This is a genomic window from Kribbella orskensis (assembly GCF_004342085.1).
GTDB lineage: Bacteria > Actinomycetota > Actinomycetes > Propionibacteriales > Kribbellaceae > Kribbella > Kribbella orskensis.
On sequence record NZ_SLWM01000001.1, the window covers coordinates 814,219 to 829,497 of the forward strand.

Sequence of the window (15,279 nt, forward strand, 5' to 3'; positions counted from 1 at the left end):
CGGCCGGCTCATTCGGTGACGTAGGGCTCACCGTCCGCCTTCGGGGCCCGGACCCGGCCGACCAGACCGGCAACCGCGATGATCGTCGCCAGGTAAGGGGCCATCAGCAACAGCTCGCCCGGGATCGGGGTCTGGATGATCTGCAGCTGCGACTGGAGCTGGGTGGCGAAGCCGAAGAACAGCGCGGCCACCATCGCCCCGATCGGGTTCCAGCGGCCCATGATCAGCGCGGCCAGCGCGATGAACCCGTTGCCGGCCGTCATGTCCTTGCTGAAGGAGCCGGCGTACCCGACGGTGAAGAAGGCGCCGCCGAGGCCGGCCAGCACCCCGGCCCACAGGACCGCGGAGTACCGGACGCGCTTGACCCTGATGCCGACCGTGTCCGCCGCCTTCGGGTGCTCGCCGACCGCGCGGACCCGAAGACCCCAGCGGGTCTCGAAGAGCACGAAGGTGACCACCGCGACCGCGATGTAGGTCAGGTAGACCAGGATCGTCTGGTTGAACAGGATCGGGCCGAAGAACGGGATGTCGCCGAGCAGCGGGATCTTCACCGCCGAGAGCACGTCCGGCGTGTTCATCGCCGCCGCGTCCTCCTGCAGGAACTGGTCGAACAGATACCCGGTGATACCGGAGGCGAAGACCACCAGGACAACGCCGAGAACCACCTGGTTCACCAGATACTTGATCGAGAAGACCGCCAGCAGCACGGCCATCAGGACACCCGTCAGAGCGGCCGCGATCAGCGCCGCCGCCGAACTGCCCGTCGTACTGGAGACGACGGCCGCGGTGAAGGCTCCGACCAGGAACTGGCCCTCGATCGCGATGTTGATGACACCGGCCCGCTCACACAGCACACCGGCCAGCGCGCCGAGGATCAGCGGGGTGGCGAAGTTCAGCGTGCCCTGGAACTGGTTGGCCAGCGGGAAGGTCTTGCCCGCCGCCGCCCAGCACAGGAACGAACCGATGAAGCAGATGCCGAGCAGGGTGGCGAGGTAGCCGGAGTACGACTGCGGGACCCGCCGCATGACGTACGCCCCCGCGGCGATCACGCCGAGGATCCCGAGGATCAGGGCGGTCGCCTGGGCCGGCACGCCGAGCAGGTTGTTCTGCAGGTCTCCGGAGACGAGCTGGAAGGTCGCTTTGCCGCCGTTGGTGAAGATCGCCAGCAGCAGGCCGATCAGCGCGAACACCAGCATCAGGCTGCCGACCCGCAACCGCCGGGTCCGGTCGGCCGGAGCCTCGATCGCGGCCGGTGCCGGCACCCGCACGGTGTCGGGAGTGGTGGTCGTCTCGCTCATCCGTTCCAGCCTTTCGCGAGGACGGCGCCGGCTCCGCGTTCCTTGGGCAGGAACGGGAAGATCGAGCGCACCAGCGCCGGGGCCGCGACGAACAGCACGATCACGGCCTGCAGGACGGTGGTCAGGGTCAGTGGCGTCTGGGTCTGCAACTGCATCTGCAGGCCACCGGCGTTCAGGGCGCCGAAGAGCAGGCCCGCCAGCACGGTGCCGAGCGGAGTACCGCGGCCCAGCAGGGCGACGGTGATCGCGTCGAAGCCGATCGTCGCGGCGACCCCGTCCGTCAGCGGCAGGTCGGTGCCGAGCACCTGCTGGCTGCCGGCCAGACCGGCGAGGGCACCGGCGATCACCATGGCGATCACGTAGGCCCGGCCCACCGACATGCCCGCGGTCCGCGAGGCGTCGGCGTTCGCACCGACCGCGCGGAGCTCGAAGCCGACTGTCGAGCGGTTCAGCAGCCACCAGACGAAGACGGCGGCCAGCAAGGCGAGCAGGAAGCCGGCGTGCAGCCGGGTGTCACCGAACTGCGGGAACTGCGCGTTCGGCTTCACGATCGGGCTGATCGGATCGTCGCGGCCGGGCCGCTTGAACGTCGTGGTGGTCAGCAACCACACCAGCAGGTAGATCGCGACATAGTTGAGCATGATCGTGACGATCACCTCGTGAGCGCCGGTGCGGGCCTTCAGCACGCCGACCACGCCACCCCAGAGCGCACCACCGATCAGACCGGCGATCACCGCCACCAGCAGGTGCAGGCCCGGGGGCAGGTCCCAGGCGAAGCCGACGTAGGAGGCGAAGATCGCGCCGATGATCAACTGGCCCTGGGCGCCGATGTTGAACAGGCCGGCGCGGAACGCCAGCGAGACCGCGAGGCCGCCGCAGATCAGCGGGGTGGCCTGGGTCAACGACTCGGCGATCTGATCGACGCCGCCGACCGCGCCGAGGAACAGCGCCTTGTAGGCCTCGCCCACCGCGGTCAGCGCCGCCGAGACGGTGTCCATCGGCGCCGCGCCGAAGTAGCCGGCCGCGGCCTTCACGTCGTCGTCGCCGATGATGATCAGGATCGCGCCGACGACCAGCGCCAGCACGATCGCGCTCAGCGAGACCAGACCCTGGACCGCCCAGTTCGGCAGGCCGCTGCCGGACTCCTTCGCCGGCTCGGCGGGAACCGGTGTCTGCTCCGGCTCTGTGGCCGTGTCGTTGCTCATCTAGATGGTTCCCAACGTCGTCGGGTTCTCGGTTGCCACGACCTCGGCCTCGCTCTTCGAGGCGCCGGCCATCATCAGGCCGAGCTCGTCGCGGGGGGTGTCGGCCGGTACGACGCCGACCACCTTGCCGCGGTACATCACCGCGACCCGGTCGGCCAGCGCGGCGATCTCGTCCAGCTCGGTGGAGACGATCAGCACCGCGGTGCCGTTGTCGCGCTCCTTCACCATCCTGGTGTGCAGGAACTCGATCGAGCCGACGTCCACCCCACGGGTCGGCTGCGAGGCCACCAGCAGCTTCAGCGGCCGGGACAGCTCGCGGGCCAGCACGACCTTCTGCTGGTTGCCGCCGGACAGCGACGAGACGGCCAGGTCGGTGGACTGGGTGCGGATGTCGAACTCCTCGACCCGCTCCTGCGCGTTCTTCTCGATCTCGTCGGTCCGCAGCGAGAGCCCCTTGCCGAATGGCGCCCGGCGGACCATGTCCAGCACCAGGTTCTCGGCGACCGTGAAGGAGCCGACGAAGCCGTCATGGGCACGGTCCTCGGGGACATAGCCGATCCCGGCGTCGAGCCGGTCGCGCGTGGTCCGGCCGGTCAGGTCGTTGCCGTCCAGCGAGATCCTGCCCGCGGCGATCGGGGTCAGCCCCAGCAGCGCCTCGGCGAGCTCGGTCTGACCGTTGCCCTGGACACCGGCCACGGCGAGGATCTCGCCCGCCCGGACCTCCAGGTCGACGCCGTCGACGGCGGTGAAGCCCCGCTCGTCGATCACCGTCAGGCCCTCGACCCGCAGTACCGTGTCGCCGGGGGTGGCGGGGTCCTTGTCGACCACCAGGTCGACCGCGCGCCCGACCATCAGCTCGGCGAGTTCCTCCTCGGTGGCCGACGGCTCGGCGCTGCCGACCACCTTGCCGCGGCGGATCACGGTGATCGTGTCCGCGATCGCCTTGACCTCTTTGAGTTTGTGGGTGATGAAGACGATCGAGGTGCCGTTCTCCTTCAGCTGCCGCATCACCGCGATCAGTTCGTCGATCTCGGCCGGGGTGAGCACCGCGGTCGGCTCGTCCAGGATCAGCACCCTGGCGTCGTTGGCGAGCGCCTTGATGATCTCCACCCGTTGTTGCACGCCGACCGGGATGTCCTCCACGAGCGCCTCCGGGTCGACCTGGAACCCGTACCGCTCGGACAGCTCGGTGACCAGCGCGTCCGCCTTCTTGCGATCCAGTACGCCGACGGCGCGGGTGTACTCCCGGCCGAGCATGATGTTCTCGGCGACGGTGAACACCGGGACCAGCATGAAGTGCTGGTGCACCATGCCGATGCCCTGGGCAATGGCATCGCTCGGCGAGCTGATCCGCACCTTCGCGCCGTCGATCACGATCTCACCGGAGTCGGGCTGCAACAGCCCGTAGAGCATGTTCATCAGAGTGCTCTTGCCGGCCCCGTTCTCGCCCAGCAGGCAGTGGATCTGGCCCGGTTCGATCACCAGGTCGATGTGGTCGTTGGCGACCAGGGAGCCGAAGCTCTTGGTCAGCCCCGAGAGTTCGAGATGCATGCGGGCGCCCCCTTCATTGACTACAGCCTTCAGACGGCGAGCCAGGGAGACAACCCCGAAGGGGCCGTCTTCCTGGCTCGCACCGTACTACGCGGTTGCGTCGCGCGTCGTCAGGACGCCTTCGGCTGCACCTTGGACTCGATGGTGATCTTGCCGCTGATGATGTCGGCCTTGATCTGCTCCAGCTCGCTCTTCACGTCCGCCGGGACCTTGGAGTCGAACTCGTGGAACGGCGCCAGCCCCGTCCCGCCGTTCTCCATCGTGCCGATGAACTGGCTGTTGTCGAACTTGTTGTCGACCACGGACACGACCGCGTCGTGAACGGCGACGTCCATGCCCTTCTCCACGCTGGAGATCAGCACCGAGCAGTACTCCGCGGCGCTCACGCAGCCGTCAGTGTCGACCCAGATCGCGTTCACCTTGCCGTTGCTCGCCTTGGCCGCCTGCAGACCGCCCAGGCCGGACGGACCGGCCACCGGGAAGATGACGTCGGCGCCCTGGGTGATCAGGTTCTGCGCGGTGTTCTGGCCCTTCGCCTTGTCCTCGAAGTCACCGGTGAACAGACCGGCCTGCTTCGCGTCGTCCCAGCCGAGCACCTGGACGTTCTTGCTCTTCTGCTTGTTGTAGTACCGCACACCCTCGGCGAAACCGTCCATGAAGATGGTCACCGTCGGGATCTTGATGCCGCCGTAGGTGCCGACCTTGCCGGTCTTCGACATCGCCGCGGCCAGGTAACCGGCCTGGAAGCTGCTCTGCGCGGTGTTGAAGGCGAGCGGCTTGAGGTTGGCGATCGGCTTGGCCGGCGCCGAGTCGACGATCGCGAACTTGATGTCCGGGTTCGCCTGGGCCGCCTTGTCGGTGGCGTCCTCGAGCTTGAAGCCGACGGCGACGATGACGTTGCACTTCGCCTGGACCATCGCGTTCATGTTCGTCGGGTAGTCGTTGTCCGACTTCGACTCGGCCTTGACCTCGGTCAGGCCCTTCTCCTTGACCGCTGACTGAAGACCGGCGTACGAGGTCTGGTTGAACGACTTGTCGTCGAAACCACCCGAGTCGGAGACCATGCAGGCCTTGAAGTCCTTGTTGGCGTCCCCGCCACCCGCCGTGTCCTCGGTCGGCTTGCTGCCACAAGCGGCGACGGCGAGCGTCACCGCACCCACGATCGCCAATCCCCGCACGTAGTTCTTCACCGAACGTCTCCTTTATCGACCGAAAACCTTTTACCCGGCACGCCTTCCCCAGCGTGCCGCATCCGCAGACTATAGGGGCCGCTACGCCCTTCTTGAACGCCAAGACGCCCTCGATACCGGAAAGTGACCGGCGCGTAGGTCAGACCGCCGCAATTCCTTCATTATGTCGAAGACCCGATCACGGACAGTGACCGAAAGGTGCGGCAGGTCTTCACCGGGTGTAAGGACCATCCGGGCCGGATGAGATGATCCCCGGCATGACGACTTCGCATCATCCGGCGCATGCCGACGTGAAATGGCGCGTTGCCCAGGTGCGGGAAGAGGTGGTCGCGGTGCGGCGTGACCTGCACGCCCACCCCGAGCTCGGCTGGCACGAGGTCCGCACCACGGAGGTACTGCGGCAGCGGCTGACCGCCGCCGGACTGTCGCCACAGGTGCTCCCCACCGGTACCGGCCTGATCTGCGACATCGGCTCGGGTGACACCTGCGTCGCCCTGCGCGCTGACATCGATGCCCTGCCCGTCCCGGATGCGGTCGACGCCCCCTGGCGCTCGGGTATCGAGGGAGTCGCCCACGCCTGCGGGCACGACGTCCACACGGCTGCTCTGCTGGGCGCCGGTCTCGTGCTGGCGGGGATGGCAGCAGACGGGCTGCTCGACCGGCGGGTGCGGCTGATCTTCCAGCCGGCGGAGGAAGTGATGCCCGGCGGCGCGCTCGGAGTGATCGCCGCCGGCGGGCTCGAAGGGGTGCACCGGATCTACGGACTGCACTGCGACCCGCGACTGGAGGTCGGGCAGATCGGCCTTCGGGTCGGCGCACTGACCGCCGCGGCAGACCGGATTCTCGTTCGCCTGAACGGTCCTGGCGGTCACACGTCGAGGCCGCACCTCACCGCCGACCTGGTGTACGCGCTGGCGACCCTGGTCACCGAACTCCCGGCCGCGCTCTCCCGCCGGGTCGACCCGCGCGCGGGGATGTCGCTGGTGTGGGGGCGGATCACCTCGGGGTCGGCGGCGAACGCGATCCCCGCTCGCGGCGAGGTCGAGGGCACGCTGCGCTGTCTCGACGTGAGCGCCTGGCGGCTCGCGGCCGAGTTGATCCCGACGCTCGCGGCGCAACTCGCCGCGCCGTACGAGGTGGAGGTCGACACCGAGGTCACCCACGGCGTACCGCCGGTGATGAACGACGCTGCCGCGATCGAGGTGTTCAAGACGGCCGTCGAGCGCACGATGGGCAGCGGAGCGGTCGCCGCGACCGATCAGAGCCTGGGCGGCGAGGACTTCGCCTGGTACCTGGAGCATGTGCCGGGCGCGATGGCCCGGCTCGGCGTACGGCCCGCCGGCGTCGAGACGGCCGCCGACCTGCACACGCCGGGGTTCAACCCGTCCGAGGACGCGATCGCCCTCGGCATCACGCTGCTCGCTACCTCCGCGTTGCTGGACTGACTCGGCTAGAACGTGTCGGCGGGGACGTACGCGCCCCAGACCTCGCGGAGGGCGTTGCAGACCTCGCCGACGGTGGCGCGGGCCTTGAGGGCTTCCTTCATCGGGTAGAGACAGTTGTCCGAACCGCGGGCAGCCGTCTGCAACTCGAGCAGCGCCTTGTCGACGGCTGCCTGGTCACGCTCGGCGCGGAGCCGGGCGAGCCGGTCCACCTGCTGAGCCTCGATCGCCGGATCGACCCGGAGCGGCTCGTACGGCTCCTCCTCGGCGACCTTGAACTTGTTCAGCCCGACGACGACCCGCTCGGCGGAGTCGATCTGCTGCGCGATCCGGTACGCCGAGCGCTCGATCTCCTGCTTCTGGAATCCCTTCTCGATGGCCGCGACGGCACCACCGAACTCCTCCACCTGGTCCATCAGCTCCCGGGCGGCGCCCTCCACCTCGTCGGTGAGCGACTCGACGACGTACGAGCCGGCGAAGGGGTCCACCGTGGCGGTCACGTCGGTCTCGTAGGCGAGCACCTGCTGGGTCCGCAGCGCGAGGCGGGCGGCCTTCTCGGTGGGGAGCGCGATCGCCTCGTCGTAGGAGTTGGTGTGCAGGGACTGCGTGCCGCCGAGCACGGCCGCGAGACCCTGGATCGCGACCCGGACGAGGTTCACCTCGGGCTGCTGCGCGGTCAGCTGTACTCCGGCCGTCTGCGTGTGGAACCGCAGCATCAGGGACTTCGGGTTCTTCGCGTTGAACTCGTCGCGCATCACCTGGGCCCAGATCCGCCGGGCCGCGCGGAACTTCGCCACCTCCTCGAGCAGCGTCGTCCGGGAGACGAAGAAGAAGGACAGCCGCGGCGCGAAGGTGTCCACGTCGAGGCCGGCCGCGACCGCGGTACGGACGTATTCGATGCCGTCGGCAAGGGTGAAGGCGATCTCCTGCGCGGGCGTCGCACCGGCCTCGGCCATGTGGTAGCCGGAGATCGAGATGGTGTTCCAGCGCGGCAGCTCGGTCTGGCAGTAGGCGAAGATGTCGCTGATCAGCCGCAGCGACTCCTTCGGCGGGTAGATGTAGGTGCCGCGGGCGATGTACTCCTTCAGCACGTCGTTCTGGATCGTGCCGGTCAGCTTGTCGCCGGAGACGCCCTGCTCCTCGGCCACCAGTTGGTAGAGCAGCAACAGCAGCGAGCCGGGCGCGTTGATGGTCATCGAGGTGGACACCTGGTCCAACGGGATCCGGTCGAACAGCAGCCGCATGTCGTCGATCGAGTCGATCGCCACCCCGACCTTGCCGACCTCGCCGTGCGCGATCGCGGCGTCGGAGTCGTACCCCATCTGGGTCGGCAGGTCGAACGCGACGGACAGCCCCATCGTGCCCGCGTCGATCAGCTGGTGGTACCGCTGGTTCGACTCGGCCGCGGTCCCGAACCCGGCGTACTGCCGCATCGTCCAGGGCCGTTGGGTGTACATCGTCGGGTAGACACCCCGGGTGAACGGGAACTCCCCGGGCGCACCCAACTTCTCCGCGGGGTCGAACCCCGCGAGCCGATCGGGCCCATACACGGGCTCGAAATCCCACCCGGACTCGGTTTGATGGCTCATCCCCCCACGGTAGTGGGACCACGCCCCCACTGGTATGCACCAGCCAGGTGAGATCGCGCACGCCACCCCGGTGCGTTCCAGCACATCCCTGGGATAGGTTCACGGCTCCCCGCCCATCTGGAAGGACCCCGCATGTCCCTGCCCCAGCCCGCTCCTCGCCGTACCTGGTGGCCCTTCGTGGCCGGAGCCGTCGTCCTGCTGGTGATCGCCGTCGTCGCGGCTTTCGCAGTACTGCGCGACGACGCGTCGGCTACGACCGAGCCGACCAGCAGCGACGTGGTCCTCGCGGACGGCGTGACCGCTGGTGGTGAGCTCGTCGGTCAGTCGCGGGCGCTGGCCGACGCGTTGAGCGGACGGGGGATGGAATGCAGCGCGCGCTTCACCGGCGCGGATGGCGGGCAGGCCGGCTGCTTCACCTTCCGGGCAGCGGACCAGTTCGTTTTCGAGGTCGTCTTCCAGCATCAGCCGGACGGCACTGTGATCGGCTTGAACGTCAAGGTGGAGGGGCCCAAGCGGATGGAAACCGGCCCGGCCCTGAGGGACCTCGTCGGCATCGTCGCTCGAGTCGTCTTTCCCGCGGACCAGGCCGAGCTGACCACCACTTTCCGAACCTCGGTGGGAGGAGCGTTGTCCTTCTCCTGGGGCGACTTCGAGATCGTCGGGATCGGCCCGCGCGGCAGCCTCAGCGCGTCCAAGGCCGGCAGCACCCCGATCAAGGTGCCGGTGCTCCGGCTCGACACTCCCGAGGCCGATCTGGCCGACGGCCTACGTGCCGATGGGTTCAGCTGCACTGGCGACAACCAGAGCTGCCAGGGCAAGCCGGGCCTGAGGGTGCAGATGATGGGCCCGGACACCGGAATCACGTACTTGGTCGTCGGCGGGCCGACCCAGCAGGCTTTCGGTGACCTGCACGCCAAGGTCTTCGGTCACCTGCGTGGTGATGCGACCGAGCCCCTGCGCCGCTGGCTGGCCGAACACCTCGACGGGCGGTCGCATCTCGCCTACGTGGCCGGCTGGCGAGTCGAGCTGCGAGTGCTTCGCGGCAAGCCGGAACTGACCGTGAGGAACGAAGAGGTCTGGCAAGTACCTGAGTGAGGTCAGTCCCACCAGAAGGACCAGGTGTTGCGGCCCTGGATCGTCTCGGCGTACTCGAGCAGGTTGCCTGGTCCTTGCTCCACGTTGTCCGGGCAGAAGACGACGTGCTCGGCTGCGACCTGTACCGCGTGCTCAGGTGTCACCGGAGGCGCCGCCACGCTGAGGTCCATGGTGTCGAAGCCGACCCGCACCAGCCGTACTCCGAAGCGCCCCTCCCAGCTCCGGAGGATCGCGAGCAGCGGAGCCAACTCGTTCGAGTGGTTCATCGGGCCGCTCCACCCGACCACGGCCGGCAGGTCCGCGCTCCGGGCGGCCGGTGCGAGCAGTAGGCGAGAGTCCGGGCCAAGGCCGAGCTCACCGGCGAACCACACGGCGACCTCGCCAGGTTCCGCCATCGGCTCGCCGGCCGCGGCCAGGCCTGGGAACTCCTGACCGAAAGGCTTGAAGTCGTCGAAGGGGTCGTCGCCGAAGAACTCCGCCTCGCCCTCGACCGGGGTCACCAGCCCGGTCCAGATGTCCCGCATCACTGTCAGCGGATCCATGTCGTCGATGTCCGCCACCGGCTCGACGAAGAGCCCGTCGGTCCAGGCCTGCGCGTCGGTGATCACCGGCCACAGTCCGGTCCGGAGGTGCGCCGCGAGCAACCGCTGGTACAGCTCGGCATCGGGCGGGCCCTCGCTCAGCCAGAACAGCGGCGGTCCGCCGGCGTCACCGACCAGACGGCCAGGCGGCAGATCGTCGGAAAGGGAGGCGGTCAGGTCGGCGGGCACAGCAGAATCCTCCCATTCGTCGTCGGGTGGTCAGCTGCGGGCCGCTGGTTCCTCGACAGAGCATCCTCATCAGCGAGCCGAACCGCGGAGCCTTCCGTCTTTTGCTCGCTGGTGAGATTCCTTCTAATGTGATCGTGTTTCGGGGGAATGACCTTCGTACCTTGTACAGCTTCACGGCCGGACTCGGCCGGGACACCTGAAAGCGGAGTATCGATGCGCCTGCGTGGAATCGCCCTTGGGGGCTTGGCCCTCATCACCATGGTCTCGACCGGGGTGGTGCTGGCCGGGTCCAGCTCCGCGGACGAGCCGGAGCTGCTGAAGAGCGTCGGGACCCAGCTGCCGGTGCAGGACTTCCGGGCGATCGAGCTCGACGAGGATCGTGGACGGCTGTACCTGGCGCAGGGTGCGGGAAGCGATCTGCCGCTGGTGGTCACGGACCTCGACGGCGTACTGAAGACCAAGGTCCCGGCAGTGACCGGCGCCTCCGACGTCGTGCTGAGCGACGACCGCGGCACCCTGCTGGTGACGCAGGACTTCGACCATGTCACTGCGGTGGACGCCGACACTCTGGTGCCGTCGGCAAGGTACGACGCTCCGGCCGGCGCCTGCGTCTACAGCGCCGAACCGGCCGGCGACAAGATCGTCGGGGCGTACGTCGACTGCGGCATCGGGTCGGGCGGCCTGCTGGTCTGGTCGACGCCGAACACGGCACCCGTCGTCTACACAGGTGGACCGAACTACCACCCGGTGATCGACGCCAGCCCTGGCGGCCGCGGCCTCATCGTCGCCGGTGACACCGGCTACTCACCCGTCAGTACGTACGTCATCGACGTCTCCGGTGCCACCCCGACGATCGTCAGCAAGCGCGACAACACCGGCAGCAACCTGATCGACTACACGCTCAGCCCCGACGGCACCGAGGTCGTCGAGACGGTTGGCAGCCCGTACGAGCACCACTCGTACCGGCTGCCCGACCTGTCCGACGCCACCGTCTACCCCAGCGGCGTCTATCCGGGTGATGCCGCCTGGTCGGGCGACAGCTCCACTGTCGCCGTCGCCCGCTCCAACACCGGCTCCAACGACGCTGACGTGCTCTTCTACGCCAAGGGCAGCACCACCCCGACGTATGCCGTCGACTTCCGCCGCGGCGACGTGCTCTGGCAGGGCACCCTGCTGGTGAACTCCACCGGCACCCGCGCCTGGGCCGTCACCTACGACGACGTCTACCAGAACACCCAGCTGCTCCACTCCTTCGGCCCGTCCCACCCGCCGAAGGCCCCCACCACAGACATCGACATCAGCGCCCGCACCGGCTCCGGCAAGAACAAGAGCACCGCGTACGTCACGGTCACCTGGACCTCACCGATGTCCCGCCCGGGCGGCTCCACCAACCAGCAGTTCCTCCGCGTCTACGCCAGCACCGACGGCGCCACCGAACGCCTCATCGGCAACCCCGAACTCACCGCGACCGGCACCTTCACCACCACCTACGCTCTCCCCCGAGGAACCACCACCTTGACCGCCCGCTACACAGACTTCGAAAACTGGTACCCCTCCGCCTCCCCCACCACCAGCCTCACCCGATGACGCGAACTCACCTGCAGGTCGGGCTCCATACCGCCGCACGTCCGGGGCCGCCTACGTGAGCTGTCGACGGCGCGGCGGCGCCCGTCGCTCTCCCCTCGCCGATTTCTACATCGGTGCGCACGCCGCGATCTCCGGCCACCGTCTACTCACCCGCGACACCGACCGCTACCGCGGCTACTTCCCCGCAGTCCAACTCATCAGCCCGATTTAGAGTCAGCACGAAGCCTGGCGTTCAGGGGTGGTTTGCCGGTGGGTGGTTACTGGTTACTCCCTGGTCATCAAACGGCCGCAGACGCGTCTACCGGGCCTCGACGACGTGTCACGAGACAGTCGCCGAGGGTTCATGCGAGGTGGGGAACCTCCGGAGTGTGCGCATAGTGATGGTCGCCGAGTCCTTCCTGCCGCAGATCAATGGCGTCGCGAACACGGTTCGCCACGTCGCCGACCGGCTGCTGGCCCGCGGGCACCAGTTGCTGATCATTGCCGCCGGCCCCGGTCCGGACAGCTACCACGGCGTCCGGGTGCTCCGGGCCCGCAGCTTCGGGATCCCTGGCTACAAAGAGTTCCCGGTCGGACTGCCCGACCCCGCGATCGAACGGGCGATGGCCGACTTCAAGCCAGACCTCGCTCACCTGGCGTCTCCCTTCATCCTCGGGGCCTACGGCCTGCGCAGCGCGCGACGGCTCGGGCTGCCCACGGTCGCCGTGTTCCAGACGGATCTGGCCGGCTTCGCCCGGCAGTACCCCTGGTTCGCCAAGGCGGACCGCGGCGTACAGCGCTGGGTACGCCGGGTCCACTCGCGGGCGGATCGCACGCTCGCACCGTCTTCGGCCTCGATGGCCCAGCTGATCCAGGCAGGTGTCCCGCGAGTGCACCACTGGGGCCGGGGCGTGAACCTCGACCTCTTCGATCCGGCCAACCGCGAAGAGCAGTGGCGCCGCGAGATCTCCCCCGACGGCAAGCCGATCGTCGGATACGTCGGCCGGCTCGCGGCGGAGAAGAAGGTACGGCGGCTCGCCGAGCTGAGCGAGCTCGACTGCCACGTGGTGGTCGTCGGCGACGGCCCGGACCGCGTGTCCCTGGAGAACTCCTTGCCCAAGGCCACCTTCCTGGGGATGCGCCGGGGCACGGACCTGGCGTCGATCTTCGCCGGGCTGGACGTCTTCGTGCACACCGGCGAGCACGAGACGTTCTGCCAGACCATCCAGGAGGCCCAGGCCTCCGGCGTCGCCACGGTGGGACCGGCCGCCGGTGGACCGCTCGACCTGATCCGCCCCGGCGACACCGGCCTGCTCTTCGAACCGGGCCAACCGGGTTCGCTGCGTCAGGCGGTCGAGCGTCTGCTGGGAAATCCGGCCGAACGCCAGGCGATCGCGAAGGCCGGACAGCGCAGGGTGCAGACGAGGACCTGGCCGGCGGTGGTCGACGACCTGGTCGACCGGCATTACGCCGAGGTCCTGCTCGAGGTCGCGGCCCTCCGACAGGCCGCCTGATGCTCCGGATCGCGCAGCTGGCCAACTTCGTCGGCCCGACCTCGGGCGGCATGCGGACCGCGATCGAACACCTCGGCCAGGGGTACTGCGAGGCCGGCGCGGAACGGATCCTCATCACTCCCGGGGAACGCGACAGCGTCACCGAGACCGAGGCCGGCACGGTGGTCCGGATGAAGGCCCCCAAGGTCGGCGGCGGCTATCGCCTGATCACGGATCCGTGGCGGGTGATCGACGCACTGGAACGCTTCCGGCCCACCACGGTGGAGATCTCGGACAAGTCCACTTTGTTGCCGGTGGCAAGGTGGGCGCGGAAGAACGAGATCGGCTCGGTCCTCTTCAGCCACGAGCGACTCGACGCGATGCTGTCCCTCCGCACTGGCCGCCAGCTGGGTGTAGCCGCCGGCGTCGGAGCCCTCTATCGCCTCCTGAGCCGCACGTACGACGCTGTGGTGGTCACCTCCCGCTACGCGGCGGCCGAGTTCGACGAGGTCACCACGCCGCTGGTCCGGATCCCGCTGGGCGTCGACCTGGACACGTTCCACCCGTCCCGGGCGACGCCGGCCGACGACGGCATCCTCAAGCTCGTCCACGCGGGCAGGCTGTCCCGCGAGAAGAGCCCGCACCTGGCCGTCGCCACTGCCGCCGAGCTCCACCGGCGCGGTGTCCCGCTGCGGATGGACGTCTACGGCTCGGGACCACACCTCGACGAACTCATCGCGATCGCCGGCCGGGCCCCCGTCGTCTTCCACGGGTACGTCGATGGCCGGGTCACCCTGGCTCGTCACCTGGCGGAGGCGGACATCGCCTTGTCGGTCTGCCCGGGTGAGACGTTCGGCCTCGCGGTACTGGAGGCGCTGGCCGCCGGAACGCCGGTGGTCACGGCCGACACGGGTGGTGCTCGCGAACTCGTGGACGCGACCTGCGGGCGCTGGGGGAGGCCGGCCCCCGCGGCGCTGGCGGACGCAGTACTGGAACTGGCCACCGTGCCAGGTCGTAGAGCTGCAGCCCGGCGAAGGGCTGAGCTCTACGACTGGGAGTCCTGTGTGCGGCACATGCTCAAGCTGCACACCCGTCTGGCACTGGGACGGCTAGCTGCTTAGGTCAGGTGGTCGTAGTCGCCGCGGGCCCAGGCCGCGTGACGGTCGGCCGAGCGGCGGACGACGGCGCGGGCGTCGGTCGGGATCGAGGCGCCGAAGTTGCCGTAGAGCCGGTCGTAGGAGAACACGTCCAGCGATTTGGCCACCCGGTCGACGACCGCGCCGGACAGCGGGATCCGGTTCGGGTAGCTGCGCATGAAGCTCACCGAGGTGCGGTCCGGGTTCGCGAAGATTGTGTCGCCGGCCAGGATCACTCCCTTGCCCTCGGCCCCGTCCGCCCAGTGCACCACCGCGCTGCCCGGGAAGTGCCCGCCCGGCTGGATCAGGGTGATGCCGGGCAGCAGGTCGAGCGTTCCCGACCAGGTCCGGATCACCGGGTCCTGCCGGGCCACCCACTCCTTGTCGGCCTCGGAGACGTAGACCGGGACATCACCCAGCCGGTGGCTCCACTCGACCTGGACGCCGTACATGTGCGGGTGGCTCGCGATGACGGCGGCCACGTCGCCCAGCTCGCGGACCCGGGCGACGGCGTCGTCGTCCAGGAAGCCGATCGGGTCCCAGAGCAGGTTCCCCTCGGGCGTGCGGACGATCATCGACTGCTGCCCGATGCCCGCGCCGGGCTCGGAGGTCACGCCGTGCAGGCCGGGCTCGACCTCCTTGAGCTTCACCTTGTACCCCGCGGTGGACAGTTCCTCCAGCGTGGTCCAGTGCTGGCCGTCGGCGGGTACCCACTGCCGCTCGTCGGCGCAGATGGCACACACGTCGACCTGCTCCGAGTGCTCGACCGCGCAGGTCTCGCAGATCCAGAAACTCACTGTCATCGCCTCCCCAATCGTGTCCTGGCTCACGCTAGGCCGCGAGAGGGGCGTCCGCCATGGTCCAATCGAGCACCGGGCCGGCAGGCCACTTCGACGGCTCGCGACCCTTGCAGAGAGCGATGTCACACGGGAGCGGGCCAGAAC

Annotated in this window: 12 protein-coding genes; 5 read left to right on the top strand and 7 right to left on the bottom strand. The window is 68.8% G+C overall.

Going from position 1 to position 15,279, the window contains the following annotated elements; genetic code table 11:
- Positions 1–8: 8 nt before the first annotated feature.
- The 4 genes from EV644_RS03975 to EV644_RS03990 form a co-directional block, all read right to left on the bottom strand.
- Positions 9–1,298 (bottom strand): ABC transporter permease, encoded by a 1,290-nt coding sequence (locus EV644_RS03975; RefSeq protein WP_132186904.1) that lies wholly within the window; start codon positions 1,296–1,298, stop codon positions 9–11.
- A complete protein-coding gene (locus EV644_RS03980; RefSeq protein ID WP_132186903.1) occupies positions 1,295–2,503 on the bottom strand; it encodes an ABC transporter permease in 1,209 nt (402 codons plus the stop codon). The genes EV644_RS03975 and EV644_RS03980 overlap by 4 nt, the downstream gene beginning before the upstream one ends.
- Positions 2,504–4,054, bottom strand: coding sequence for an ABC transporter ATP-binding protein (locus EV644_RS03985; protein ID WP_132186902.1), 1,551 nt, complete (start codon positions 4,052–4,054; stop codon positions 2,504–2,506).
- 110 nt (positions 4,055–4,164) lie between these two features.
- Positions 4,165–5,244, bottom strand: a complete 1,080-nt coding sequence (locus EV644_RS03990) for a BMP family lipoprotein (protein ID WP_132186901.1) — start codon at positions 5,242–5,244, stop codon at positions 4,165–4,167.
- Between the two features lie 257 nt (positions 5,245–5,501).
- Between EV644_RS03990 and EV644_RS03995 the strand changes: the two genes are divergently transcribed.
- The gene (locus tag EV644_RS03995) at positions 5,502–6,689 is read left to right on the top strand and encodes an amidohydrolase (protein ID WP_132186900.1); all 1,188 of its coding nucleotides are present in this window, start codon (positions 5,502–5,504) and stop codon (positions 6,687–6,689) included.
- Positions 6,690–6,694: 5 nt separating this feature from the next.
- Here EV644_RS03995 and EV644_RS04000 read toward each other — a convergent pair whose 3' ends face one another.
- The gene (locus EV644_RS04000) at positions 6,695–8,275 is read right to left on the bottom strand and encodes an acyl-CoA mutase large subunit family protein (protein WP_132186899.1); all 1,581 of its coding nucleotides are present in this window, start codon (positions 8,273–8,275) and stop codon (positions 6,695–6,697) included.
- A 132-nt stretch (positions 8,276–8,407) separates the two neighbouring features.
- Between EV644_RS04000 and EV644_RS04005 the strand changes: the two genes are divergently transcribed.
- Entirely contained in the window at positions 8,408–9,370 is a 963-nt protein-coding gene (locus EV644_RS04005) for a hypothetical protein (RefSeq protein ID WP_132186898.1), read from the top strand.
- A gap of 2 nt (positions 9,371–9,372) precedes the next feature.
- Here the strand turns inward: EV644_RS04005 and EV644_RS04010 are convergent, their stop codons facing one another.
- A complete protein-coding gene (locus EV644_RS04010; protein WP_132186897.1) occupies positions 9,373–10,140 on the bottom strand; it encodes a DUF4253 domain-containing protein in 768 nt (255 codons plus the stop codon).
- A gap of 213 nt (positions 10,141–10,353) precedes the next feature.
- Here EV644_RS04010 and EV644_RS04015 point away from each other — a divergent pair, with 213 nt between their 5' ends.
- The 3 genes from EV644_RS04015 (at position 10,354) to EV644_RS04030 (ending at position 14,320) form a co-directional block, all read left to right on the top strand.
- Entirely contained in the window at positions 10,354–11,727 is a 1,374-nt protein-coding gene (locus EV644_RS04015) for a hypothetical protein (protein ID WP_132186896.1), read from the top strand.
- Positions 11,728–12,095: 368 nt separating this feature from the next.
- Positions 12,096–13,220, top strand: coding sequence for a glycosyltransferase family 4 protein (locus tag EV644_RS04025; protein ID WP_199239621.1), 1,125 nt, complete (start codon positions 12,096–12,098; stop codon positions 13,218–13,220).
- Entirely contained in the window at positions 13,220–14,320 is a 1,101-nt protein-coding gene (locus tag EV644_RS04030) for a glycosyltransferase (RefSeq protein WP_241997760.1), read from the top strand. The genes EV644_RS04025 and EV644_RS04030 overlap by 1 nt, the downstream gene beginning before the upstream one ends.
- Here the strand turns inward: EV644_RS04030 and EV644_RS04035 are convergent.
- Positions 14,317–15,138, bottom strand: a complete 822-nt coding sequence (locus tag EV644_RS04035; RefSeq protein ID WP_132186895.1) for an MBL fold metallo-hydrolase — start codon at positions 15,136–15,138, stop codon at positions 14,317–14,319. The genes EV644_RS04030 and EV644_RS04035 overlap by 4 nt on opposite strands.
- Between the last annotated feature and the right edge of the window lie 141 nt (positions 15,139–15,279).

Bases quoted from the DNA above. Each gene is read 5' to 3' on its own strand.
- EV644_RS03985 (WP_132186902.1), bottom strand. From the start codon at position 4,054: ATGCATCTCGAACTCTCGGGGCTGACCAAGAGCTTCGGCTCCCTGGTC.
- EV644_RS04030 (WP_241997760.1), top strand. From the start codon at position 13,220: ATGCTCCGGATCGCGCAGCTGGCCAACTTCGTCGGCCCGACCTCGGGC.
- EV644_RS04015 (WP_132186896.1), top strand. From the start codon at position 10,354: ATGCGCCTGCGTGGAATCGCCCTTGGGGGCTTGGCCCTCATCACCATG.
- EV644_RS03975 (WP_132186904.1), bottom strand. From the start codon at position 1,298: ATGAGCGAGACGACCACCACTCCCGACACCGTGCGGGTGCCGGCACCG.
- EV644_RS03995 (WP_132186900.1), top strand. From the start codon at position 5,502: ATGACGACTTCGCATCATCCGGCGCATGCCGACGTGAAATGGCGCGTT.
- EV644_RS03980 (WP_132186903.1), bottom strand. From the start codon at position 2,503: ATGAGCAACGACACGGCCACAGAGCCGGAGCAGACACCGGTTCCCGCC.
- EV644_RS04005 (WP_132186898.1), top strand. From the start codon at position 8,408: ATGTCCCTGCCCCAGCCCGCTCCTCGCCGTACCTGGTGGCCCTTCGTG.
- EV644_RS04000 (WP_132186899.1), bottom strand. From the start codon at position 8,275: ATGAGCCATCAAACCGAGTCCGGGTGGGATTTCGAGCCCGTGTATGGG.
- EV644_RS04035 (WP_132186895.1), bottom strand. From the start codon at position 15,138: ATGACAGTGAGTTTCTGGATCTGCGAGACCTGCGCGGTCGAGCACTCG.